This window comes from Kibdelosporangium banguiense (assembly GCF_017876405.1).
Taxonomy (GTDB): domain Bacteria; phylum Actinomycetota; class Actinomycetes; order Mycobacteriales; family Pseudonocardiaceae; genus Kibdelosporangium; species Kibdelosporangium banguiense.
Genome location: NZ_JAGINW010000001.1, coordinates 5,521,596 through 5,544,710, shown reverse-complemented (window position 1 = coordinate 5,544,710; position 23,115 = coordinate 5,521,596). Strand labels below are relative to the sequence as shown.

Below are 23,115 nucleotides of genomic sequence, written 5' to 3'. Positions count from 1 at the left end.
TTCCGGGTCCGAGGTGCCGACTCCAGGAAAACGCTTTCCGAAGCCGGCCGCAAGGGGGACGGTGACACGGACGTCGAATCGCTTCGACTGCACGCACGTACGGGGGTGCCGTTGCCGCCGGCACCCCCGCAACGGATTCCGGCTGTCAGGAGGAGGAAACGGAGTAGCTGTTGGCGGTGAAGTTCATGCCGCCCGCCGACGAGGTGATCTCGAAGCCGAACTGGACTTCGCCGAGGGTCACGTCGCCGTACCAGCCACGGTTGCGGATCCAGTTCAGCACTGCGAGCACATCGACCGAACCGGAGTTCGTGTTGGACGTGCGCACGAAGGAGAACACGGCGTTGGAACCGTTGCTCCCGCGATAGACGTCCCATGTGTGGCCGCCGACCGTCGCCGTGGCCTGTTTCGAGCCGATCGGCCCCACGGCGCCTTGCTTGTTCATCCACAGCATGACTTCGTAGGCGTTGTTGTTCGCCCAGATGTCGTAGGCCGTCGCGTAGGCTCCGCCGCCTGGCCTGGACACGTTGAAGTTGCTGACCAGGCTTCGCAGGCCGCTCAGGTTCCGGCCGATGTTGCGGCCCGCGTGCGGATAGGACTTCACGCCGCCGGTGTTGGGGTGGTTCGCCCAGACTCCCCAGTTGCTGTACGAGTTCGCCCAGATCGACTGCGGGCCGGCGCCACCACCCCAGACGTCGTTACGGACTGTGTAGCCACCGTTGGACCAGGTTCCCCATTTGTCCGTCGATGACCAGGCGGCCGCCTGTGCCGTCCCCACTGGCGCCAGGGTGACGAGGAGGACCGCGGCGATTCCGCTCACCAGCGAACGTAGTGGATTGCGCATGGATGGGTTCCTTCCGGGCGTCGTTGCACGGACAGGTGCAGGGTCGCGCCAATCGAAGCGCTTCGACGACTATGGCACTGACAGAGCGTGACGGTCAAGAGTTACCCGGTCATGTCCGATATGGACCCTCGGCGGACCGGGCTCTCCCGGCGAGGACGAGGTAGGCACTGGCTGTCCACGTATACGCCCGGTCGCGTAGCCCCTCGCCGGTCAGGGCATCGAAGTTCTCCGCGAACCCTGATTTCTCACATGTGGCACGGAAACGTTCGCTCACCTGGTCGGCGAGTTCGACGGCGCCGCCTCGGCGCAGGCCGTCCTCGATCAGGACGGTGGCCGGCGCCCACACGGGCCCTCGCCAATATCCGTCGGCCTCGTAGTGCGGCGAACCCGGCAGCTCCGTGGCCAGTCCCACCGAGGTCAGATGCTCCGTGACGCCTGCGCACAGCCGGCTGAACACGTCGCGTGGCAGGTACTCGCCCAGCACGACGGGCATGAGGTCGAGCAGGCTGGAGCTGGACCGGACTGTCCCAGTGGTCACGCCGCGACTGACGAACCTGGTGCCGTTCCACAGTTCGTTCATCATCGCGTCGAGCATGCTGTCGGCACGCTCTGCCCATCGAGCGGACTCATCGCCCAGTTCGGCTGCCAGAGTGGCGAGCTCCTTCATCTGCAGCACAAGGAAAGCAGCGAGATCCGCGGATTGGACAAGACGTTCTTCGCCGAACACGGTGGAGTTGTCCCAGCCGCTGTCGTTGCCGTGTTCGTAGTACGCCAGGTTCTGGCCAGGTGCACGCCGGTGGTTCAGCCAGAAGGATGTCCAGGCCGCGAGCTGGCGGTAGGCCAGTTCGGGGTCGGGGAGCCCGCCGGGGAGACGTTCGCGCAGGCGGGTCAGGGCCCAGCCGTGGATGGGCGGTTTGACGAAGTTGTGGAGCACTTCCGCGTGTGTGACCGAGTCCGGCAGCGCGCCCTGGGCGTCCTGGTGGTCGAACATCACCTGGAACTGGTCCCAGGCCAGGCCGGGCGCGCCAGGGGCGAGGCTCAGCGCGTTGAAGCAGTGGTCCCAGCTCCACACCTTGTCCATCCAGTGCTTCGACATCAGCACCGCGGGGCGGGTGATGAATCCGGCGGGATTCACAGTCGCGGACCAGATCACGTAACAGGCCAGCTCGGCGGCCGGCGTCCGGTCGTCGCGCCACGGCGCCACCGCGTCGGTGAACTGGCCGAAGGCATCGCGCGTAGCGGTAACTGTTGCCGGAAAGTCTGCTGCGGGCGTAAACGACGGCCGCGCGGTGGTGAGCTCCTCGACAACGAGCTCCCATGAGCCGTCGTCACCTCCCACGACGACCGTTCGATCGGCTTCACCGAGTTCCTGTTCACCGGCTCGATCGAATTGTCCGAAAAGGACTGTCAGGCGGAAGCGGTGCCCGGTCTCATAGGAGGTGAATACCAGCCCGCCGACGGGATCACCGAAGAAGTACGTGCCGGTGAACGGAGTCAGGACCGGTTCGGCCGCACTGATCCGCATTCCCATGCCGGTTCCGGAGATCCGAAGCGTGTCCGGGGAGGCGAACACAGCAGTGATCCGCTTGTCCCCCGCACTCCAGGTGAGCGTCGCGGGCTCGGCTGTGATCTCCGCGGTCGCGGGCTGGCCGTCGGCCACGGGAACGAGCGACAACACAGGGTGCATGCCGTTGCGATGGGACACCAGGTGAACGTCGTCGGCATAGGTTGCCAGGCCTACCACGGGTGAGAGGTTGAACCAGGCGCCGGACCGGCTGAAGGGGATCTCCCTGACGGAGAACTCGGGTACCACAGAGGAGTTCCTTTCAGTCTTTGACGGCCCCGGCGGTGACGCCGGCGGCGACATAACGCTGGGCCACCACGAGAAGCACTGTCGCGGGAACGGAAGCGACCACGGCCGTTGCCATGATGGAGTTCCATTCCTGGTTGTTGTTGCCGATGTAGCGGTAGATCCCCAGGGTGAGCGGCTGCATCCGGCCGCCTGCGTCCAATGTGGCCGCGAAGATGAAGTCCGACCACGCCCACAGGAACGAGAACAGCGCCGCGGTCACCACGCCGTTGCGGCTGGCGGGCAGCACGATCGAGACGAACGTCCGCCACGGCCCGGCGCCGTCGATCCGAGCGGCCTGCAGCAGTTCGCCGGGCACGGATGCCATGAAGGACGTGAGGATCAGCACGGCGAACGGCACCGCGATGGTCGAGTCGGCGAAGATCAGGCCCCAGACCGTGTTGGTGATGCCCAGGCTGACGTAGATACCGTAGAAACCCAGCGCCATGATGATGCCGGGAATCATCTGGGCGACCAGCAGGACGAAGCCGAGTGTGCCGCGCCCCCGCGGACGAAGCTTGGCCAGCGAGTACGCGGCGGGCGCGGCCAGCACCAGGGTCAGCACGACCGTACCCAGCGCGACGAGCAGGCTCGTCCCGAAGTAGGGCAACTGCTCGCGCAGGACCCGTTGATATCCCTCGAATGTCGGCGCGGCCGGGAACAGGCTGGGCGGTGACTTGCGCATGTCGCTCGCGGGCGTGAGCGACACGTTGACCATCCAGTAGACCGGGAACAACATCACCGCGGTCAGCAGCAGACCGATGACCGTGCGCCAGGACCCACGCCTCATGCCGCCTCCTGCCTGCGCTGCATGCGGATGTACACCAGCCCGGCGGCCAGCGCGATCAGGATGAGGACGTTGCCGACCGCGGCGCTGGGCCCGAACCGGGGCACCATGCTGCCGAACCCGAGTTCGTAGGACCAGGTGGCCAGCGTGGTGGAGGAACCGCTCGGCCCGCCCTTTGTCATGATCCAGATGATGTCGAACACCTTCAGCGTGTAGACCAGGCCGAGCAGCAGGGTGATCGCGGAGACCGGGCGCAGCATGGGAAAGGTGATGTGCCGGAAGGTCTGCCAGCCGCTCGCGCCGTCCAACGAGGACGCCTCGTACACCTCGCGGGGGATGTTCTGCAGTCCACTGTAGAGCACGGCGAGGTTGAACGGGATGCCGATCCAGATGTTGGCGATGGTCACCGACACCAGCGACCAGGACGGCGAGGTCAGCCAGTTGACCGGGTCCACGCCCACGAGTCCCAGTGCCGCGTTGACCAGGCCGGACTCACTGTTGAGCAGCCAGGCCCAGGTGGACGCCGACACGATCAACGGCAGCAGCCAGGGCACCAGGAACAGCCCGCGCAGGGTCGCCGACAACCGGAAGCCGCGGGCGAAGAACACGGCCATCGCCAGGCCGATCACGTACTGGAAAGCCAGTGACGCGACGGTGAAGACGACCGTGTTGATCAACGCCGTGCCGAAGGTCGGGTCACCGAACACTGTGACGTAGTTGGTGAACCCGGCCAGCGGCGCGCCGCCGTGGACGAACGTACGGACGGTGTAGTTGCGGATGCTCAGGTCGATGTTGGTGAACAACGGGTAGGCGTAACACACCAACAGGTAGGCGACCAGAGGTACCAGGAACGCCCATCCGGTGAGTTGCCGGGCGACGGCCTGCGAACGCGCCTGCATCTACTTCGCTGACGCCGCAGCGGTTTGGGCGTCCTTGAGCGCCGCCTCCGGCGTCTTCGCACCGGTGAGGGCAGCCTGCACGGCACCCCACAGCGGCTGTGAGATCCGCGGATAGCGCGTGCCGAGATTGTCGCCGGTGCGGCCTTTCGCGCTCTTCACCGCCGCCACCCAGACAGCCAGTTCCGGTTGTGCGGCAACCTGTTGCTGCTGCACGGACGCCACGGCCGAGACGTAGGTCAGCGCGGTGTCCGTGGCCATCACCTTGTCCGGGCTGGTCAGGCAGGTGGCGATGCGACCAGCCTTCGCCTCGCTGTCCTTGTTGTCCTGCACGGTGACGGTCACGAACTCACCACCTGTCGGCGCGGGTGCCGTGGCGCCGCTCTTGCCGGGGATCGGGATGACGCCGTACTCGAAGCCGGTCTTCTTCGCGTTCTGCAACTGCCAGGTGCCGTTCTCGGCGAACGCGTACTCACCGGTCGCGAACTCCTGCCAGCTGGTGGTCTGGGTGTTGTTGACCACCGAGTTCGGCGCGTACCCCTTGTCCAGCCAGGACTTCCACAGCGACAGCGCCGAGACCGCGTCGGCCGAGGAGAGATCGGTGAGCGCCGCTCCGGAGCCCCAGAACCACGGCAGGAACTGGAATGTGCCTTCCTCGGTGCCGATCGCGGAGAATGTGATGCCCTTCTTGCCCGCGGCCTTCACCTTCCCCAACGCCGCGTCCAGGGACGCCCAGTCCTTGACCGCCGCCGGATCGACACCGGCAGCGCTGAGCACGGCCTTGTTGTAGTAAAGCGCCAGGGTGTTCGCACCGATCGGCACGCCGTAGGTCTGACCACCCTGCGATCCGGCGGACACCAGGTTCGGCGACGCCTGCGACGCGTCCAGCCCGACCTCCTGGTTGGCTTTGAGCACGCCTGCTTCGGCGAGCGTGGACACCACCGGGTTGTCCAGGACGAGCACATTCGGCGCGGTGCGTTGCTGCGCGGCCAGCAGGACCTTGTTGGTCAGGTCGGTGGTGTCGTAGGCCTGGCGCTCGATCTTCACGCCCGCCTCCGTCCCGCATTTGTCGATCACCTTCGCCCACTCGGAACCGGCGTCGAACTGCGGATACGGATCCCAGAGCGAGAAGGTCCCCGGTGTGGCGGGGCCACCGGCATCGGGTGCCGACGAGCACGCAGCCAGGGACACGACCAGGCCGGCCAGCACAGCCGGGAGTCGTCGGGAGAGAGATGTGCCGTGCATGGTGATCCTTCCTGCCGGCTTCACTGACGACGTTCATCGAACCGGTTCGATGCGCGGAAAGTGCGGCTAACGTAAACCCCGAGCCGACCACGCGCAAGTACGAGATGCCATACGATGACCTGAGGTCGAACCGGTTCCCCCAGACGGGCCCGGAGACGGGACACGGACATGAACATCGGGGAGATCGCCAAGCGGGCCGGGGTGTCGCGGAGCACGGTGTCCTACGCCCTGAGCGGCAAACGGCCGGTGTCCGCGGCGACCGTGCGCCGGATCAACGACGTCATCGCCGAACTGGGCTACCGGCCCAACGCCAGCGCCCGCGCGCTGGCCGAAGGCCGCACCCGGACGTTCGGCCTGGTGATCCCCCCGGCGAGCACCCGGCTGACCGATGTCCAGCTCGAGTTCGTGGCCAGCGTCGTGGAGGCGGCCGCGGTCCATGACCACGACGTGCTGCTCTCCCCCAGCGGGGGTGACCACGACCGGTCCTTCGAGCGGATCGTCACCGGCCGCCGGGTCGACGGGGTCATCCTGATGGAGATCCTGCTGGCGGACCCGCGGGTCGACCGGCTCAGCCAGGCCGGCCTGCCCTTTGTGACGATCGGCCACGTCGAGCACCCCGGCGCGTCCTGGTGGGTCGACGTCGACTACGCCGGACTCATCAGCCGCTGCGTGCGTCACCTCGCTGACCTGGGACATCAGCACGTCGTGCTGATCAACCGCTCCGATGAGCTGGTCGCCGCAGGCTATGGTCCGGCGCTGCGCTCGACGGCCGGATTCCTCGAAGCGGCCGGGCAACGCGGCCTGACCGCGCACAACGTGTGCTGCGCCGACGACCCCGCCGCCGGGCTGGCGTGCTTCGAGCAGATCCGCGAGCGCTGGCCGGGAGTGACCGCCGCGGTGACGATCAACGAGGCCGCGCTGCCCGGCGTGCAGCGTGCGTTGCATCGCGCGGCGCTGGACGTGCCACGGGCCTTCTCGCTCACCGGGGTGATCGCCGACCGGCTCGCCGAGGACTTCTACCCGCCGCTGACCGCCGCGGACGTGCCCGCCAGGCAGATGGCCCGGCTTGCCGTGGACCTCCTGCTGGAACAGATCAACGATCCGTCGGCCACGCCACGCCACGCCCTGCTGGAACCGGCGATCACCCTGCGCTCCAGCACCGGGGCCCGTCACGGCTGACAGTTCGCCGAACCGTTTCGATACGCCTGCCTCTTGCCTAGCAGCGCTCATCACGCGTACGTTCACTCGCTAATCGAACCGGTTCGATTTCCTGTGTCCGCCGACCTGTTCGGAGCACCCATGGTTCAACGGCGAACTGTCCGTGGTATCGCGCTGTCCGTGATACTCGCGTCGACCGCGCTGCTTCCCACAGCGACCGTGAGCACGGCCGCTGCCAGCACACTCACCATCGATCTCGACACCAGCACGGGACCGTTCCACGGCGGCGCCGCGGGTTCGCTCTACGGGGTCTACGGCCCTGGCGTGCCCAGCGACGCTGTCCTGGCGGGCTTCTACCCCAAGACGCTCGCGACCAAGGCCCAGGACGGCCCGCAGCACCCCGGCGCGGACGCACTCGAGGTGGCAAAGCCGTTCGTGGCCAACGGCGGCCGGGATGTCTACATCTACATGACCGACATCTACCGGGGCTTCCCGTACCAGCGCGCCCAGGGGCAGGCAGGCCGCGACGACTTCCGTGCCAAGGTCCAGACCCAGGTCCGCCAGGTGCTCGCGTCCGGCTACCGCGACCACGTCGTCTACGTGCCGTTCAACGAGCCGGAGGGCAACTGGTACGGCACCGGCCAGTACAGCTACAACAACATCAACTGGCTGGACGACCCGCGCTACTTCTTCGAGGAGTGGCAGCAGGTCTACGGCCTGATCAGGAGCATCGACCCGAAAGCCCGGATCGCCGGACCGAACACCAGCGTGCTCTACAACCAGGTCAAGGGATTCCTGCAGTACTGCAAGGCGAACAACTGCCTGCCGGACGTGATCACCTGGCACGAGCTGTCGTCACCGGGTGCGGTGCGATCGAGCGTGGCGACGTATCGCGGCTGGGAACGTGAGCTCGGCATCGCGCCGCTGCCGATCAACATCGACGAGTACGCCTTCCGATATCACCTGTCCGTGCCCGGCCAGATGATCCAGTGGATGGCCGCACTCGAAGAGTCCAAAGTCGACGGCGATCTGGCGTACTGGAACATCGACGGAAACCTCAACGATTCGACGGTCGAGGCCAACAAGGGCAACGGCCAGTGGTGGCTGTTCAACGCCTACGGCCAGATGACCGGCAACACAGTACGCGTCACGCCGCCTTCCCCTGGCCAGCAGTACACCCTGCAGGGTATCGCCACGCTGGACCGCGACAAGCGGCAGTCCCGCGCCATCTTCGGCGGCGCCAACGGGTCGGCCGATGTTCGTTTCACCAATGTGGACAGAAACATCTTCGGCAACACCGTGCACGCCAGTGTGCGTGAGATCCCGTGGACCGGTCAGGTCGGCGACTCACCCGAGCCGGCACCCGTGCTGAACACCAAACTCGCGGTCGCGGCCGACGGCAGCGTGTTGCTGCCCTTCACCGGAATGAACGAGATGTCGGCCTACCAGGTGATCCTCAGCCCAGGCGGGAGCGGTACCGCGGCCGCGGTGAGTACCCCGTGGCGCCGCACTTACGAGGCCGAGAACGCCGCCCACACCGGCTCGGGCTGGAGCCGCAACGGGCCGGAGGGAAACCCCAACGATGTCAGTAAGTTCGCCACTTCTGGCGTCTACAACGTCGGTGGCTTGCGCACGGGATCGAACGTGGTGCTGTCGTTCGACGTGGACGTCCCGCAGAACGGTGTCTACGACCTGAGCGTCTTCTCCAGCACCTACAACAAATACGCCAGCGTCGTGCCCCAAGGTCCGACCAACGTGTTCCTGCGAGTCGACGGCGCACAACCACAAGAGCTACGACTGCCAGTGTCCTACGGGTGGGTCGTGTGGGACCACACGAACACACGCGTCCAACTTGGTGCCGGTAGGCATACGATCACCTTGGCAGCGTCCGATCCGCAGCTGGGCACGACCCGCGGTGACGCGATCATCGACAAGATCGACCTTGCCCTGGTCGACCCGGTCACCGACGGACAGTCAAGCTACGAAGCGGAATACGCGGACCTCGCCAAGGCCAAGATCCGTTACGGTACAGCCGATTCCTCCGGGCCGGGCGTCGTGGCCTTGCCGTTTGGGGCGTCAGCCACGTTCTGGGTGCACGCGGACCGCGACGGGCACGCCCTGGTGTCCTTCGACCACTTCGGGGGCGGCCTTGCGTCGGTGAAGCTGAACGGCCAGAACGTCGACGGCGTGATCGTCGGTGGGACACGGCGAAACCAGTCGGTGCCACTGTTGCTGTCGGCCGGGATCAACCAGCTCACCGTCACCGGCACCATGGGAAATCTCCTGCTCGACCGCGTTCGCACCATGCCGGCCGTGCAACCCGCGCCGGTGAAAGTCGAAGCGGAAACCGGAACTGTCACCGGAGCGGCCAAGGTGAGCGGTGACTTCTCCTTCGCGTCCGGGACAGTGGTGACCGCCGTGGGCGACGGCCCGGCCAACGCGCTCACCATGAAAGTCTCCGCACAGCGGCCAGGCCAGCACATTCTGGTGGTCCGCTACGCCAACGCCCAGGAGTCCATCCCCACCCACTACAACCCGGACCCGGTCACCAGGCACGCGGACATCTCCGTCAACGGCGGGCTCCCCCGCCGCGTGGAGTTCCCGAACACGTTCCATTTCAACCAGTTCCGCGACCTGGCCGTTCCGGTCTGGCTCAGCCCGGGAGTGAACACCATCCGGTTCACCTCCCAGGAACTGCCGAACTGGGATGGCAGGACGTACAACGAGTACGGCCAACGCTCGAAGTACGCCCCCAACATCGACTACATCACCTTGGCTGCTCTGCGGGGCCAGTGAACCCGGTTCTTGGCGCCACTGTGGACAGTGGCGCCAAGAACGCTGTCAGCCTTCCCTCAGCGGGCCGGCGACACTCAGCTGATCGTGTTCGATGAGCCATCGGACGGATTCGAGTACTGCCTCTTCGGGCTCGTACCGTGGCGCGTAGCCGAGGAGCTTGATGGCTTTCTCGATGGTGAGGCAGTGGCTGCGCAAGAGGTGGTCCCAGGCGGCTTCCGCGTACTCCGGCGTGGTGGATCGGCGGAAGTGGTCCCAGGTCACTGTTTCCAGCGTCGCGGTCTGCCCGAACCAGGAGGCGGCGATTTCGGCGTAGCCACGGACGTTGAGCGCGGTCGGGGCGACGACGTTGAAGTCCTCACCGGCGGCCGCGTCCCGGCGCTCGACTGCTTTCTCGAATGCCTGGGCAACGTCGTCAGCGTGCACGTGATGCATCAGCTCGACCCCGATCCCGGGGATCTCCAACGGCTCTCCGGCCGAAAGGGTGTACCAGACGGCAGGATCCAGGTTCCCGAGCGGCCCGATCGGGTGCCAGCCGGGCCCGACGATGTGACCGGGGTGCAGGGATGTGGTCACCAGCCCGCCGGAGGCGGTTTCCTCCTTCAGCATCCGCGCGATCAGGTCCTTCTGGATGCCGTAGTCCCCGACTGGCGCCGTGCCGGAGCCGGTGTGCTCGGAGATCGGCAACTGCCGGCTCGGACCGTATCGCCAGAGCGTCCCGCAGTGCAGCAAGTGCCCGGCCGTCCCGCGAAGCCGGTCGACCAGCGCGGTCGCCGATCCGAGGGTGAAGCAGACCAGGTCGATGACGGCATCGGCCTGCAGCTCCGCGACCCGATCCCCGAACGTGCCCTCGCGGTCCTCTTGTTCACGGTCGGCGACAACCTGACGAACTTGCTGCCATTCGGGGGCGTCGGCATAGGTTTTGTGGGTCCCACGGCTGATGTTGACGACCTCGTGCCCGGCACGCACCAGCCGGGGGACGAGGAAGGTACCGATGTGACCACTACCACCGATGACGACGATTTTCATGGTTCTCCGATCGTTCGTGCGGCGTCAGCAGAGTCCCTGCATCCTTACACGTCGATGTGCGCGCCCATGATGACCGTGCGTTCCCGTGGCAGGGCGAAGTGTTCGGCGGCATCAGCAGCTATGTACGAGGTGGCGATGAAAAGCCGCTTGCGCCAGGCTGCCATCGTCGGCCGATCGCCGCGCTGCAGTTCGATCTTGGACAGGAAGTAGGACGCCTGGTCGAGCGGGATTCTTCCTTCGGTCGTGGCCGGGTCCAGCATCGCGAGCGCGCCCGGCACATCGGGGGTTTCCGCGTAGCCGAACTTGGCTGTGACGTGGGTGATCCCGTCGTCGGCGTAGCCGAGGTCGTCCACGACGACCCGTTGATCGGCCGGAACACGCGGCACCGGCTCGGTTTCGATCGACATGATCACGACATGGTCGTGCCGCACGTGGTTGTGCTCCACATTGGCCCGCATCGCCAACGGCGCCGTCCGTTTGCCCCGATTTAGAAAGATCGCCGCGCCAGGGACTCGCCGCATCGGCTTTTTCCCGTTGCGCAACTGGTCGATGAACTCGTGCAGTGACCCTTCGCGCCGTTCGCGTTCGCTGGTGACGATCTCGCGGCCCCGTTGCCAGGTGTTCATGACCGTGAACATCGTGAGGCCGATCAGCAGCGGCAACCACGCGCCGTGCACAAGCTTGGTCATGTTGGCCGCCAGGAACAACAGATCCACCGCGATCAGCAGCCCTCCGCCAGCACCGACCAGCCACAGCGGCGCGTGCCACCGTTGGCGGGCAACGTAGAGGAACAACGAAGTCGTGATGGTGATCGTCCCCGTCACCGCCATGCCGAACGCGAACGCCAACGCCGCCGAGCTGCGGAACGCGAACACCAGCGTGAGCACCGAGACCATCAGCAGCCAGTTCACCCACGGAACGTAGATCTGCCCGATTCGGGACTCCGACGTGTGCGCGATCCTCAGCCTGGGCAGATAGCCGAGCTGGGCGGCCTGGGACGCCACCGAGAACGCGCCGGTGATCACCGCCTGGGACGCGATCACCGTGGCCGCCGTGGCCAGCACAACCATCGGCAACCGTCCCCACTCGGGCACAAGCAGGAAGAACGGACTGCTGATATTGCGGGAATCCTCGAGGATCAGCGCGCCCTGGCCCATATAGCTGAGCACACACGCGGGAAACACCAGAATCAGCCAGGCCCGCGTGATCGGCCGTCGGCCGAAATGCCCCATATCGGCGTACAACGCCTCAGCACCCGTCACCGCGAGCACAACAGCTGCCAATGCGAAGAACGCGATACCGAAATTGCCAACGAGGAAATTCAACGCGTACATCGGCGACAACGCTTTGAGAATATCGGGATGATGCGCGATACCGGCAACGCCGCAGGCGCCGATCGCCACGAACCAGACGATCATCACCGGCCCGAACACCCGCCCGACCGCCGCGGTCCCCCGCTTCTGCACCAGGAACAGCAGCACAATGATCACTGCGGTGATCGGCACGACCAGCTCGTCCAGCGACTCCTCGACAACCTTGAGCCCCTCCACCGCCGACAGCACCGAGATGGCCGGAGTGATCATACTGTCGCCGAAGAACAAGGCCGCCCCGAAAATACCCACCCCGGCCAGCACGGCGGCCGCCCGGCGCCCCCGCTGCGCACTCCACCGCCGCAACAACGTGATCAGGGCCATAATGCCGCCCTCACCATCATTGTCCGCCCGCATCGCCAGCAATATATAGGTGACCGTGACGATGATCATCACCGACCAGAACACCAGCGAGACAATCCCGAACACATTCTCCGTGCTGACCGGTACCGGATGGGGATCACCCGGATTGAACACCGTCTGAATGGTATAGATCGGGCTCGTCCCGATATCGCCGAACACCACCCCGAGCGCACCGACGATCAAGGCGAGCCGCACAGCCGATCCAGTGTCCGAAGTGGTCGCTTGCTGACGGTCGGTCACAACGATCCTCCTGCCGTACGGCGCATCCAGGCGGACAATACCGCCCTGCCGGCCTGACCGCCGATGGTTGTTCCGGTGTTGTCGAGCTTGACCGGCGTCCACTTTGAAGTTCGGTCTTGCGAACGATCCCGCCAGTGTCCGGAGTGGATAGTCTTATGTGGCTAGCCGTTTCCAGGGCTCGGTAACCGGGCCAGGTTCGCGACCAGGGGCGCTAACCGGGGCTCGCGCCTTCGCCTCGGCAACCATTGTTCGTCGCTTTGATCAGTCCCGGTGGCGGCTGGGTGGTGTCCGGCTTGGCTGTTGGTGGGGCCTGGGTGGGGTTGCACGTGCCGTTGCGGCATGTGCTGTTCTTGGGGCATCACAGCATGAAAGGGTCCGTTTTTGATGTACCTTTCCGTCACGCCTCCGCGTCAGGTCAAGATCGGTGATGCTGCCGCCTTCGCCGGGACAACTCCGCGCGCCATCCGCCACTACCATCAGATTGGGCTGCTTCGGGAGCCTGAGCGTGGCGGGGACGGCCGGCGCCGCTACGGCTACGACGACATGATCCGTCTGCTGTGGATCCGCAAGATGGCAGGGGTTGGGATCAGGCTTGACGATATGCGGGCCGCGTTCGACGAGACCCGGGACCTCGAGGAAAACCTGGGCCTCCTGGACGAAACCTTGGCTGTCCAGGAGGCCGCCATCAGACGTCAGCGCGTGGCCATCCAGCGCCTGCGGGCCGTGGGTAGCCCGCTGGGGCTGCTTTCCGACCTGGTGACGGACCGGCTCAGCCACCTGCCTCCTGGTGCGCTGCGTCCCTCCGAGCTGGATGCCCTGCTGGTCACGGAACGGATCTTCGGCCCGCTGGGCGCCGCCGTCCAGGCCAGTACGTTCATCGCGCTGGCTACCCATCCTGGCCTGCGGGCTGAGGAGGACCGGCTCGACGCGGCTGAGGCCGCCCTCGACGACGGCGTCGAGCCTGATGATCCGCGCGTCGAAGAACTTGCCACACAGCGATACGCCCACCATAAGGCCCTGTGCCAGGCCATCGAGGCTGCTGGGCTGGATATGGCCGAGGAGAAGCTCTTCGAGATCGACGGCGATCTGGACGGGGAGCACGACACGCAGATGAGCGCCTTCGAAGCGTTCACCAAGATGCCGTACGACTTCTCTCCCGCTCGGATGCGCTGCATCGAGCGCACGGGACAACTCCTCGGTCAGGACCTCGCGGACAGCTGACGCCCGTGCGGGGCACTCGAACTGGCCTCACCCGCTTTGCCGGAAACCCCGCCCCACAGGCAGGGTTTCCGGCGAAGTCCGCTGCTGTGTTCACCCCTGGTTCTGGGTGGTGTTCATCCAGGCTGTCTCCCAGTGGTGGCCGTCGAGGTCGGTGAAGGTGCGTACGTACATGAATCCGTGGTCCTGGGGGGCTTTTGGTTCGGAGCCGCCTGCGGCGAGGGCTTTGTCGGCGAGTTCGTCGACTGCGGCTCGGGTTTCGGCGCTCAGCGCGATGATCACCTCGGTAGTCTTGGTTGCGTCGGCGATCTCTTTGTCGGTGAAGTCCTTGAAGTGGGGTTCGGACAGCAGCATGGCTGTGATGTGCTCGCTGATCACGATGCAGGCTGACTGGTCGCCGGTGAACTGCGGGTTGATCGAGTAGCCGAGTCCGGTGTAGAACCGCTGCGCCGCGGCGACATCCTTGACCGGCAGGTTCACGAAGATCTGGGTGGCCATCGGTGGGTCCCTTCTGGGCTGGTCGGTCAGGCTCTCTGCCTGGCTCGCACCCATAGGTCGAAGGGGTCCTCGGCCGATCGACACGGGCCTCGAACTTTTTTCGCCGACTTTTTCCTTCGGGGCATTGCGGCGTGGCTCGGTGGTGTCTGAAGGGGTGAAACGAGGGAGAACAGATGAGTCCAGAGGACGAGCGGGAGTTCCACGACTTCGTGACTGCCCGGTCGCCTGTGTTGCTGCGCACGGCATACCTGCTGACTGGGAACGTGCACCATGCGCAGGACCTGCTGCAGACCGCGTTGATGGGGACCGCGCGGCGTTGGTCGCGCATCCGTCGGCGGGATCAGCCCGATGCCTATGTCCGGCGTGCGATGTACAACTACCAGGCGCGATGGTGGCGGTTACGGGCTCGTCGGCCGGAGTCGCCGGTTGCTGAGCCGCCCGAACGGGCTGCGAGTGGTGACCATGCTGAGCAGATTGCCGCACGGGACGCGCTGATAGCCGCTCTTTGGCAGTTGCCTCCCCGGCAGCGTGCCGTCGTGGTGCTGCGTTACTACGAGGACCGGTCCGAGGCGGAAGTCGCCGATGTCCTGGGCATATCGCTGGGCACTGTCCGCAGCCAGGCCTCCAAGGCCCTGGCGAAGCTGCGTGCTCTCGAGCCCTCTCTTGCCGATTCACCGACCTCACAGGAGGCATGGTTATGACCCACCCCGACAAGCTCCGCGACCGGCTGCACGCGCTGCCGATGCCGCCCACGCTCGTTCCTCCTGCCGATCTGGCTGACGGTGTAGTCGCGTCGGCGCGCCGCCGGAGCCGCAATGGCTGGATCGGTGCCACCGCGGCGGCTGTGGTCGCGGCGGGTGTGGCCACGCCGTACCTCCTGCAGGCGGGTGGACCGGGACCGGGAGGGCAGCTCGATGTCGCCGCCAGCCCGGTCGTGCCCACCACGAGCAGTCCGGCGAATGCGGGCAAATTGGTGCCTGGGCCTGCGCCGTCGCTCGGCACGTTCCCGTTCACGCCGGGCAAGGCGCACGCTTACCGGCTCGGTCGCCAGGGTGCGGGCACGAAGCTGACGTCGTCCAGCAATAACCGCCATATCCCGTCGGGTCCGGACGTCTATGTCGTTTCCGACCCGAAGCTGCCGACCGACGGTCAGGCGACCGGCTCGACGACCACCACTGTGCGCGGCATGTCCGCCACGGTGACCCGGATGAAGGACAAGGTCAAGGTCACCTGGCAGGAGAAGCCCGGCCAGTGGGTAGTGGTGGAATCGGGCGTCGTGCCCGAGGCGGACGTGGTGCGTTACGCGCAGGAGTTGCGCCCGGACCCCCAGCCGATCCCCATGCCACTTGACTTCGCCTGGCTTCCCGCGGGCATGAAGGTCGCCGCCACCTCGGACGGCGCCGTCGACGAGTCCGTGGCGTTCGCCTCCGAGAAAGGGGGCGACAGCGGCCCGATCATTGTCAGCCGCACGGGCAACGACGTCGGCAAGGTCGGCGACCCCGTATCGGTCGGCGACCGCACGGGCCTGGTCAGCCACCAGAACGGGGTCACGATCCTGTGGGTGCCGTTGCCAGGGCACGGAAACCTCAGCATCGACGTGCCGGACGCCCTCGGGTTCACCCAGGCGGACCTGGTTCAGTTCGCACAGGGCATTTCGAACCCCTGAGCAGTGCTCGTCGGTGGCCGTGACGGCCACCGACGAGTTCCTCTGTTCGAGATTGGCCAACCGAGTCCACAAAGCCCGGAATTCAGTTGCCCACACCGAGTCCGGACATGAACATGGCCGGGTACCGGTCGCCGCGTGCCGCGCCTGCCGGCACGGCCTTCTCGATCTCGACGAGGTCGTCCTCGGTGAGGTCGAGCTCCATCGCGGGCAGCGCTTCGGCCAGTCGCTCGCGGGTGCGTGCGCCGACCAGCGGCACGATGTCCTTGCCCTGTGCGGCAACCCAGGCGATGGCCAGCTGAGCGACTGTGCACCCCTTCGCCTCGGCGACCCTGCGCAGAGCCTCCACCAGGGCCAGGTTGTGTTCCACGTTCTCGCTGGAGAACCGGGGGCTGACGCTGCGGCTGTCCCCTGGGCCGGCGGTGCGGCCGGTGGACCAGTGCCCGGAGATGAGGCCACGGCCGAGGACGCCGTACGCGGTCAGGCCGATGCCGAGCTCCCGCAGCGTGGGCAGGACGTCCGCCTCCACCGCGCGAGAAATAAGCGAGTATTCGATCTGCAGGTCGGTGACCGGGTGCACGGCGTGTGCCCGGCGGATGGTCGCAGCATCAACCTCGGAAAGGCCGAGGTGCCGCACGTACCCGGCGTCGATCATCTCCTTGATCGCGCCCACCGTCTCCTCGATCGGTACCGCCGGGTCGAGCCGGGCGGGACGATAGACGTCGATGTAGTCGGTGCCCAGCCGGGTCAGGGAGTAACCCAGGAAGTTCTTCACCGCCTCCGGGCGGCAGTCCTGCCCGCCGAACTGCGGACCTGGCCCGCGCAGCATGCCGAACTTGACGCTCAGCTGGTAGCTGCCGCGATCCCGGCCGCGCAACGCCTGCGCGAGCAGCAACTCGTTGTCGCCCATGCCGTAGAAGTCGCCGGTGTCGATCAGTGTGACACCGGCCTCCAGCGCGGCGTGCACGGTGGCGATGCTCTCCGCGCGGTCGGCAACGCCGTAAGCACCGGACATACCCATCGCGCCCAGGCCCAGGGTTCGTGACTGCATTACTTTCTCCTTCGTCGTCGATCTGTCACCCACCATGGGCCAGCGCCGCGACGCGCGGGAGCGGAGAGTTCATCGTGGGAGCGCGGCTCCCTGGATGAGCTCGCCGCTGCGAGAGACCATGGAGCCATGCAACGTGACGAGCTCGCCGACTTCCTACGCCGCCGCCGTACGGCAATCCGGCCGGCCGAGGTCGGCATCGCGCACGGCCCTCGCCGCCGCACCACCGGCCTGCGCCGGGAAGAGGTGGCCATGCTCGCCGGCATGTCGGTGGACTACGTCGTACGCCTTGAGCAGGGCCGCAGCAGCCAGCCTTCGACACAGCTACTGGCCGCGCTGGCCCGGGCGTTGCGCCTGTCCGACGACGAACGCGATCACCTGTTCCACCTGGCCGGTCACCAGCCCCCGCCCGCTGCCGGCGTGGCCCGCCTGGCCCGCGCCGGCCTGATGCGCATGCTCGACCTGCTCGGCGACACGCCGGCCATGGTGCTCTCCGACCTGAGCGAAGTCCTCGCCCAAAACCACGCAGCCGTCCTGCTGACAGCCGACCACACGGTTTTCACCGGCGACCAGCGCTACCTCATATACCGGTGGTTCACCGACCCCGATGCCCGCACCGTCCACTCGCCCGAGGAGCACGAGTACCACGCTCGTCGGCTCGTCGCCGACCTACGCGCAGTCGTCGGCCGTCGCTCCGGCGATCCCACAGTCACCGGCCTCGTCGACCGGTTGCAGGCCGCGAGCGCCGACTTCCGCCGACTCTGGGCGGAGCACGAGGTGGAGGTCCGGCGCGCCGACCGCAAGACCCTGCTGCACCCGCGAGTCGGCCCCATGCTGATGGACTGCGAAACCCTGGTCACACCCGACCAGCGCCAGCAACTGCTGGTGCTCACCCCGGCGAACGACGAGGCCCGCGAACGGCTGGAACTCCTGCGGGTCGTCGGCATCGAGGAATTCCCAGCGGGCACGCGGTAAAGCCGTCAGGCAAAGTACTTCCCGACGATGCCGGGAGGGCAGGCTCCACTTCGGACTCTCTGCTGATGTTCGCAACTTCGCCAGCACAGCAGCCTCGACACGATCCACCGGAATCTCGGCCTTCGCAGGTTCCGTCTGTGCTGTTGTCGGCCGCGGAGGCTCGTCCGGCGTCGTGCACCCCGCCACCACGGGGCTGTGTGTCAGTGGCTGTGTCAGGTGGGGGACAGGGCTGTGTCAGGGTGGGCGGTGACAGTGGGCGCATGACGAGTTCAGCGATTGTTGCTTCGGGGCTGAGGAAAGCCTATGGGGACAAGGTCGTGCTCGACGGCATCGATCTGGATGTGCGGGCGGGTACGGTTTTCTCTCTGCTCGGCCCGAATGGGGCCGGTAAGACGACGATGGTGAATGTACTGACCACCTTGTTGGATTCTGACGGTGGGACTGTGCGTGTTGCCGGATATGACATCGCGTCCGAGACCAGGAAGGTGCGGGCGGCGATCGGGGTCACTGGGCAGTTCGCGTCGGTGGACGAGCTGCTGTCCGGGGAGGAGAACCTTCAGCTGATGGCGGATCTTCTCCATCTCAAGGACAAGCGGGTCGTCAAGGACTTGCTGAGACGGTTCGATCTGGAGGCGACGGCCGGCAAGCTGGCTTCGACCTATTCCGGGGGTATGCGGCGGAAACTGGATCTGGCGATGACGCTGGTCGGCCGGCCTCGGATCGTTTTCCTGGACGAGCCGACGACGGGACTGGATCCGCGCAGCCGCCGGACTATGTGGAACATCGTCCGTGAGTTGGTGGCCGACGGGATGACCATCTTTCTCACCACTCAGTACCTGGAGGAGGCCGACCAGCTCGCTGACCGGGTCGCGGTGCTCGACCAGGGCCGGCTGGTCGCCGAGGGCACTCCCGACGAGCTCAAGCGGCAGATCCCCGGCGGCCACGTCCGGTTCCGGTTCGCCGGCACCGTCCAGCTTGACGCGGCGACGCGGGTTCTGACCGGGTCCACCCCGGATTCGGAGAGCCTGGTGCTGCGGGTGCCCAGTGATGGTGGCGTCAAATCCGTGCGGGGACTGCTGGACCGGCTCGACGAGTACGCGATCGATGCCGAGGAGTTCACCGTGCACATGCCGGACCTCGACGACGTTTTCCTTGCCCTGACCGGTCATTCAAGCACGGAGGCCTCGAAATGAGCACCGCTTCGGCGATCATGCTGCGCCGCAACTTCAAGCACACCGTCCGCAATCCCGTCACGCTGTTCAACGCGATCTTCATGCCGATCATCATGATGCTGATCTTCGTGTACGTGTTCGGGGACGCTTTCAGCGTCGGCACCGACTACATCGACTACGCGACACCCGGCATGCTCATGATGACCCTCGCGTACGGCCTCTCGGCCACCGCGGTCGCCGTGAACTCGGACATGGCAAAGGGAATCATCAACCGGTTCAAGGTCATGGACGTCTCCCGGGGCGCGGTGCTGACCGGCCATGTCGTGGCCACCATGGTGCGCACCGTGGTGGCATTGGCAGTCATCGTCGGGGTGGCCTTCCTGATGGGATTCAGCCCGTCCGCGACCTTTCCGCAGTGGCTCGCCGTGGCCGGGGTCCTGCTGCTGACGAGTTTCGCGGTCAGCTGGCTCATCGTGGCCTTGGGACTGGCCGCGAAAACCGCCGAGTCCGCAGGCTTCGCCAGTGTGCCGCTGCTGATGCTGCCGTTTCTGTCCAGCGCGATCGTGCCGGCCGACAAGATGGGCCCCGGGATCCGGGAGTTCGCGGAATACCAGCCGTTCACGCCGATCATCGAATCTGTGCGCGGATTCCTCAACGGCACACCGTCGTCCGGGCACACGATCGCAGCGATCGCCTGGTGCGTCGGGATCGCTGTGGTCGGTTACGTGTGGGCACGCACGAAGTTCAGCAAGCGAGCGTGACCGCGGCCAGTTCACGCCAGTCCGCTTGCGCCCCTTGCTGAGTCGCCTCGGTGAATCGCTTGTCACCGAGGCGATTCCGCGCGTCCCGCTCGATCCGGGCGGCGTCCGGCTGGGACCGGTCCGGCAGTCCACGCACGTGGTCGCTCGCCGCGAGCAGCCGTGCGGCCTGCTCGTACTGTTCTTCGCGCAGGGCCAGGTCCGCGATTCCGACAAGTACCTGCGCGACCAAAGGGGCATGGCCCGACTCGGACACCGCCTCGAAGGCCGCGATGCGGTGTTGCCTTGCCTCTTCGAGGTTCTCGGCGAGGTAGCCGAGCGTGTCCTGTGTCATCACGTGGATGTTCGCCTGCTCGGTGTCGCCCAGCAGGGCAGCGGCTATGCCGAGTTGCCGGAGTGCCTCCTCGGCGTCACCGTTCCAGCGCGCGAGCTCCACCTTCGCCAGGGCCAGCTCAGTCAGCGCATCCGGCCAGGCGATCCGTTCCGCGTACCGCTGCGCCTCCGCCATGGCAGCCGCACTCGACTCCTTGTCTCCTGCCACCCAGTACAACTGGGCCTGCCGCGACCGCATCGGCACGACATCCTCGATGGCACCGAGTTCGGTGACGGCTGCGATTGCCTGTTCGTAGTGCTCGCACGCGCTGGCGAACTCGCCCCGCATGGCAAGCCGATCGGCCAGTTGCGTCGAGGCGAACGAGACCCCCCACCGTTCGCCGAGCGCACGGAACTCGGCGAACGCCATTTCCAGGTACGCGTCCGCTTCCTCCTCGTCCTGGCCAAGCAGGATCCGCTGCTTACCGAGCTGTAACCGGGCGATCGCGCGTGCCCAGGGGTCCTCGTCGGCGAGCACCGGTTCGAACGCGGCCACGAACGCGTCCGGCCCATCCAGCAGGCGTTCCAGTGCGGCGGTGAGCCCCATCACCGGGTGACGGCTCTGACTGAGCCGGCCGAAGTGGGTCGCCTTGCGGATCCACTCCTCCGCGTTGTACTGGTTGCGCCGCCCGGCGCTCATGAACCCCGCGGCGAACGCGTAGACCTGGGCCCGGATCTCATCGGCCACCTCGCCAGGCATATCGACCGCCGCCATGAGCAGTTCAGTGCCCTCGGCCTTGCGGCCGCCAAGCCACCAGTACCAGCCACCGACAGCCGCGAGCCGCATCGCTCCCTGTGCGTCGCCTGCCGCGAGCGCACCACGCATGGCCGCACCGATGTTGTCGTGCTCGACCTTGAGCTTGGCGAGCCATTCCACCTGCTCAGCGCGGCGAAGGTGCGGCTCCGCGGTTTCGGCGAGTTCGGTGAAGTACGCGAGGTGCGCACGACGCGCCAGGTCCGATTCGCCCGCTTCGGTCAGCCGCTGGCCGGCGTATTCCTTGATCGTGCCGAGCATCCGGTAGCGCGGTGCCCCCTCGTCCTTGGTGACCACCAAGGATTTCTCGGTCAACGCGGTCAGCAGCTCGAGCACGTCCCCCGCACCGGCCGGATCGTCCGCGCAGACACGTTCGGCCGCTTCCAGGCTCGCGCCACCGGCGAACACCGAGAGCCTGCGCAGGACCATCCGTTCGGCATCGGTGAGCAGTTCCCAGCTCCAGTCGACCATCGCACGCAACGTCCGGTGCCGCGGCAACGCCGTACGGCTGCCGCCGGTCAGCAGGCGGAACCGGTCGTCGAGCCGATCGGCGAGCTGATCGAGGGTCATGGTGCGCAACCTGGCCGCGGCGAGTTCGATGGCCAGCGGCATACCGTCCAGCGCCCGGCAGACACGCGCCATGGTCGACAACGTCCGGACGTCGGCCACGAGGTCCTTACGCACCGCGCCGGCTCGGTCCCGCAGCAGCTGGACGGCCGCTGAGGACTCGATCTCGGCGGGAGCGGCGTTCTCCGCAGGCAGCGCCAGCGGCACGACCTGCCACAGTGCCTCACCGGTGATGCCGAGCGGTTCCCTGCTCGTCGCGAGGATCCGCAGCCGGCGGCACTCCCCCAGCACCTGATGGGCGAACTTCGCCGCCGCCTCGATCACATGCTCGCAGTTGTCCAGGATCAGCAGTGCTTCCCGGTCACGGACCGCGGCGATGACCCGGTCCGTCGGCTCCGCGTCCGGTGACCCGCTGAACAGCCCGTCCCGCTGGCCGAGCGCGGAGAGCGTCGCCTGGGCAACGTCACCGCCCGCACCGATGGATGCGAGCTCCACCATCCAGGCCCCGTCCGGCAGGTCGTCGACCAGCCCGCGCACGGTTTCCGTGGCCAGCCTGGTCTTCCCTGAGCCACCCGGGCCGATCAACGTGGTGAGCCGATGGTCGGCGATGAGTTCGCGGACCACGGCGACATCGGCGTCCCTGCCGATGAAGTTGGTCAGCTCGGCACGCAGGTTGCTGTTACGGCTGTCCTCCACTTGCCGTCCCACCTCGCCCCGCAGCAGCGCGACGTGCAATGCGGACAGCTCTGGGGAGGGGTCGACGCCCAGTTCGTCGGCGAGGGCTTCCCGCGCACGCTGGTACACGGTCAGCGCCTCGGTGCTGCGACCTGCCGCGCCGAGGGCACGCATCAGCGAGGCGACGAGCCGCTCCCGCACGGGATGCGTGGCCACCAAGTCGGTCAGTTCCGTGACGAACTCGGCACCGCGACCAAGGCGGGTCTCGGCTTCGAACCGGTCCTCCATCGCGGCCAGGCGCAGCCCGTCGAGCCGGGCGACGGCCGCGTCGAATGCCTCACTGTCCTGCAGGCCGACGTCCTGCATGGCCGCGCCACGCCATAACCCGAGGGCCTCACGCAGGAACTTCGCCTGCTGGGAATCCTCGCCACCGCGTGCCTGACCGACCAGGCGTTCGAACCGCACAGCGTCGACCGCGTCGGGTTCCACCATCAACCGGTAGCCGCCCACCTGCCCGTCGACAACGCCGTCCGGCAGCGCCCTCCGTAGCCTGGATGCCAAGCGCTGCAACGCGTTCGCCGCGTCAGCGGGCGGGTTCTCGCCCCAGATCCAGTCGACCAGCGTCGCCTTCGGTACCACCCGGCCAGGTTCGAGGGCGAGTGCGATCAACAGCGCGCGCAACCGGGCACCCGGCACTTCCGCCACACCGCCGTCGCCAGTGTCGACCTCAAAGGGTCCAAGCATCCCGATCCGCACGCGACTGATTCTGCCGTGAACGACCGGTAAGCCCGCAAAGCGGCCCGAAACCTGGGTGTCTGAGCCGTGTCAGGCCCATGTCAGGACG

Annotated in this window: 18 protein-coding genes and 1 pseudogene; 9 read left to right on the top strand and 10 right to left on the bottom strand. The window is 66.7% G+C overall.

The genetic code is table 11. The features are described from left to right. Window positions 1-145 precede the first annotated feature (145 nt). The 5 genes from JOF56_RS26180 to JOF56_RS26160 all read right to left on the bottom strand — a co-directional run bounded on the left by JOF56_RS26180 (window position 146) and on the right by JOF56_RS26160 (window position 5,618). Complete coding sequence (locus tag JOF56_RS26180; RefSeq protein WP_209642157.1) at window positions 146-841, bottom strand: glycoside hydrolase family 12 protein; 696 nt, start codon at window positions 839-841, stop codon at window positions 146-148. 109 nt (window positions 842-950) lie between these two features. Next, on the bottom strand, window positions 951-2,654 hold the full coding sequence (locus JOF56_RS26175) for an amylo-alpha-1,6-glucosidase (RefSeq protein WP_307855262.1): 1,704 nt from the start codon (window positions 2,652-2,654) through the stop codon (window positions 951-953). A 13-nt stretch (window positions 2,655-2,667) separates the two neighbouring features. Next, on the bottom strand, window positions 2,668-3,480 hold the full coding sequence (locus JOF56_RS26170) for a carbohydrate ABC transporter permease (RefSeq protein ID WP_209642155.1): 813 nt from the start codon (window positions 3,478-3,480) through the stop codon (window positions 2,668-2,670). Then, window positions 3,477-4,376: a carbohydrate ABC transporter permease gene (locus JOF56_RS26165; protein WP_209642154.1), complete on the bottom strand. Its 900-nt coding sequence runs from the start codon at window positions 4,374-4,376 to the stop codon at window positions 3,477-3,479. The genes JOF56_RS26170 and JOF56_RS26165 overlap by 4 nt, the downstream gene beginning before the upstream one ends. Next, on the bottom strand, window positions 4,377-5,618 hold the full coding sequence (locus JOF56_RS26160; protein ID WP_209642153.1) for a sugar ABC transporter substrate-binding protein: 1,242 nt from the start codon (window positions 5,616-5,618) through the stop codon (window positions 4,377-4,379). Between the two features lie 156 nt (window positions 5,619-5,774). Here JOF56_RS26160 and JOF56_RS60775 point away from each other — a divergent pair. From JOF56_RS60775 to JOF56_RS26150, 3 genes and pseudogenes are all read left to right on the top strand, one after another. Beyond that, window positions 5,775-5,915, top strand: a pseudogene (locus JOF56_RS60775) (LacI family DNA-binding transcriptional regulator); the annotation flags it as partial. A 60-nt stretch (window positions 5,916-5,975) separates the two neighbouring features. After that, window positions 5,976-6,797, top strand: a complete 822-nt coding sequence (locus tag JOF56_RS26155) for a LacI family DNA-binding transcriptional regulator (protein WP_372448392.1) — start codon at window positions 5,976-5,978, stop codon at window positions 6,795-6,797. A gap of 120 nt (window positions 6,798-6,917) precedes the next feature. After that, on the top strand, window positions 6,918-9,572 hold the full coding sequence (locus JOF56_RS26150; protein WP_209642151.1) for a hypothetical protein: 2,655 nt from the start codon (window positions 6,918-6,920) through the stop codon (window positions 9,570-9,572). Window positions 9,573-9,617: 45 nt separating this feature from the next. Here JOF56_RS26150 and JOF56_RS26145 read toward each other — a convergent pair whose 3' ends face one another. Together JOF56_RS26145 and JOF56_RS26140 are read right to left on the bottom strand one after the other, a co-directional pair. Next, complete coding sequence (locus JOF56_RS26145) at window positions 9,618-10,598, bottom strand: NAD-dependent epimerase/dehydratase family protein (RefSeq protein WP_209642150.1); 981 nt, start codon at window positions 10,596-10,598, stop codon at window positions 9,618-9,620. A gap of 44 nt (window positions 10,599-10,642) precedes the next feature. Continuing rightward, entirely contained in the window at window positions 10,643-12,571 is a 1,929-nt protein-coding gene (locus tag JOF56_RS26140) for a potassium transporter Kup (RefSeq protein ID WP_307855261.1), read from the bottom strand. 384 nt (window positions 12,572-12,955) lie between these two features. Here JOF56_RS26140 and JOF56_RS26135 point away from each other — a divergent pair, with 384 nt between their 5' ends. After that, the gene (locus tag JOF56_RS26135; protein WP_209642149.1) at window positions 12,956-13,792 is read left to right on the top strand and encodes a MerR family transcriptional regulator; all 837 of its coding nucleotides are present in this window, start codon (window positions 12,956-12,958) and stop codon (window positions 13,790-13,792) included. A 90-nt stretch (window positions 13,793-13,882) separates the two neighbouring features. On the opposite strand, the gene JOF56_RS26130 is transcribed toward JOF56_RS26135, so the two are convergent. Continuing rightward, entirely contained in the window at window positions 13,883-14,287 is a 405-nt protein-coding gene (locus JOF56_RS26130) for a VOC family protein (protein WP_209642148.1), read from the bottom strand. Between the two features lie 173 nt (window positions 14,288-14,460). On the opposite strand from JOF56_RS26130, the gene JOF56_RS26125 reads away from it, so the two are divergent. Both JOF56_RS26125 and JOF56_RS26120 read left to right on the top strand, forming a co-directional pair. Beyond that, on the top strand, window positions 14,461-14,988 hold the full coding sequence (locus JOF56_RS26125; RefSeq protein WP_209642147.1) for a SigE family RNA polymerase sigma factor: 528 nt from the start codon (window positions 14,461-14,463) through the stop codon (window positions 14,986-14,988). Then, on the top strand, window positions 14,985-15,953 hold the full coding sequence (locus tag JOF56_RS26120) for a hypothetical protein (protein ID WP_209642146.1): 969 nt from the start codon (window positions 14,985-14,987) through the stop codon (window positions 15,951-15,953). The genes JOF56_RS26125 and JOF56_RS26120 overlap by 4 nt, the downstream gene beginning before the upstream one ends. An 82-nt stretch (window positions 15,954-16,035) precedes the next feature. Here the strand turns inward: JOF56_RS26120 and JOF56_RS26115 are convergent, their stop codons facing one another. Next, window positions 16,036-17,001: an aldo/keto reductase gene (locus JOF56_RS26115; RefSeq protein ID WP_245378403.1), complete on the bottom strand. Its 966-nt coding sequence runs from the start codon at window positions 16,999-17,001 to the stop codon at window positions 16,036-16,038. Between the two features lie 126 nt (window positions 17,002-17,127). Here JOF56_RS26115 and JOF56_RS26110 point away from each other — a divergent pair, with 126 nt between their 5' ends. The 3 genes from JOF56_RS26110 to JOF56_RS26100 all read left to right on the top strand — a co-directional run bounded on the left by JOF56_RS26110 (window position 17,128) and on the right by JOF56_RS26100 (window position 19,906). Then, window positions 17,128-17,973: a helix-turn-helix transcriptional regulator gene (locus JOF56_RS26110; protein WP_209642145.1), complete on the top strand. Its 846-nt coding sequence runs from the start codon at window positions 17,128-17,130 to the stop codon at window positions 17,971-17,973. Between the two features lie 260 nt (window positions 17,974-18,233). After that, window positions 18,234-19,166: an ATP-binding cassette domain-containing protein gene (locus JOF56_RS26105; RefSeq protein ID WP_209642144.1), complete on the top strand. Its 933-nt coding sequence runs from the start codon at window positions 18,234-18,236 to the stop codon at window positions 19,164-19,166. Continuing rightward, on the top strand, window positions 19,163-19,906 hold the full coding sequence (locus JOF56_RS26100; protein ID WP_209642143.1) for an ABC transporter permease: 744 nt from the start codon (window positions 19,163-19,165) through the stop codon (window positions 19,904-19,906). The genes JOF56_RS26105 and JOF56_RS26100 overlap by 4 nt, the downstream gene beginning before the upstream one ends. On the opposite strand, the gene JOF56_RS26095 is transcribed toward JOF56_RS26100, so the two are convergent. Beyond that, the gene (locus JOF56_RS26095; protein WP_209642142.1) at window positions 19,890-23,027 is read right to left on the bottom strand and encodes an ATP-binding protein; all 3,138 of its coding nucleotides are present in this window, start codon (window positions 23,025-23,027) and stop codon (window positions 19,890-19,892) included. The genes JOF56_RS26100 and JOF56_RS26095 overlap by 17 nt on opposite strands. Between the last annotated feature and the right edge of the window lie 88 nt (window positions 23,028-23,115).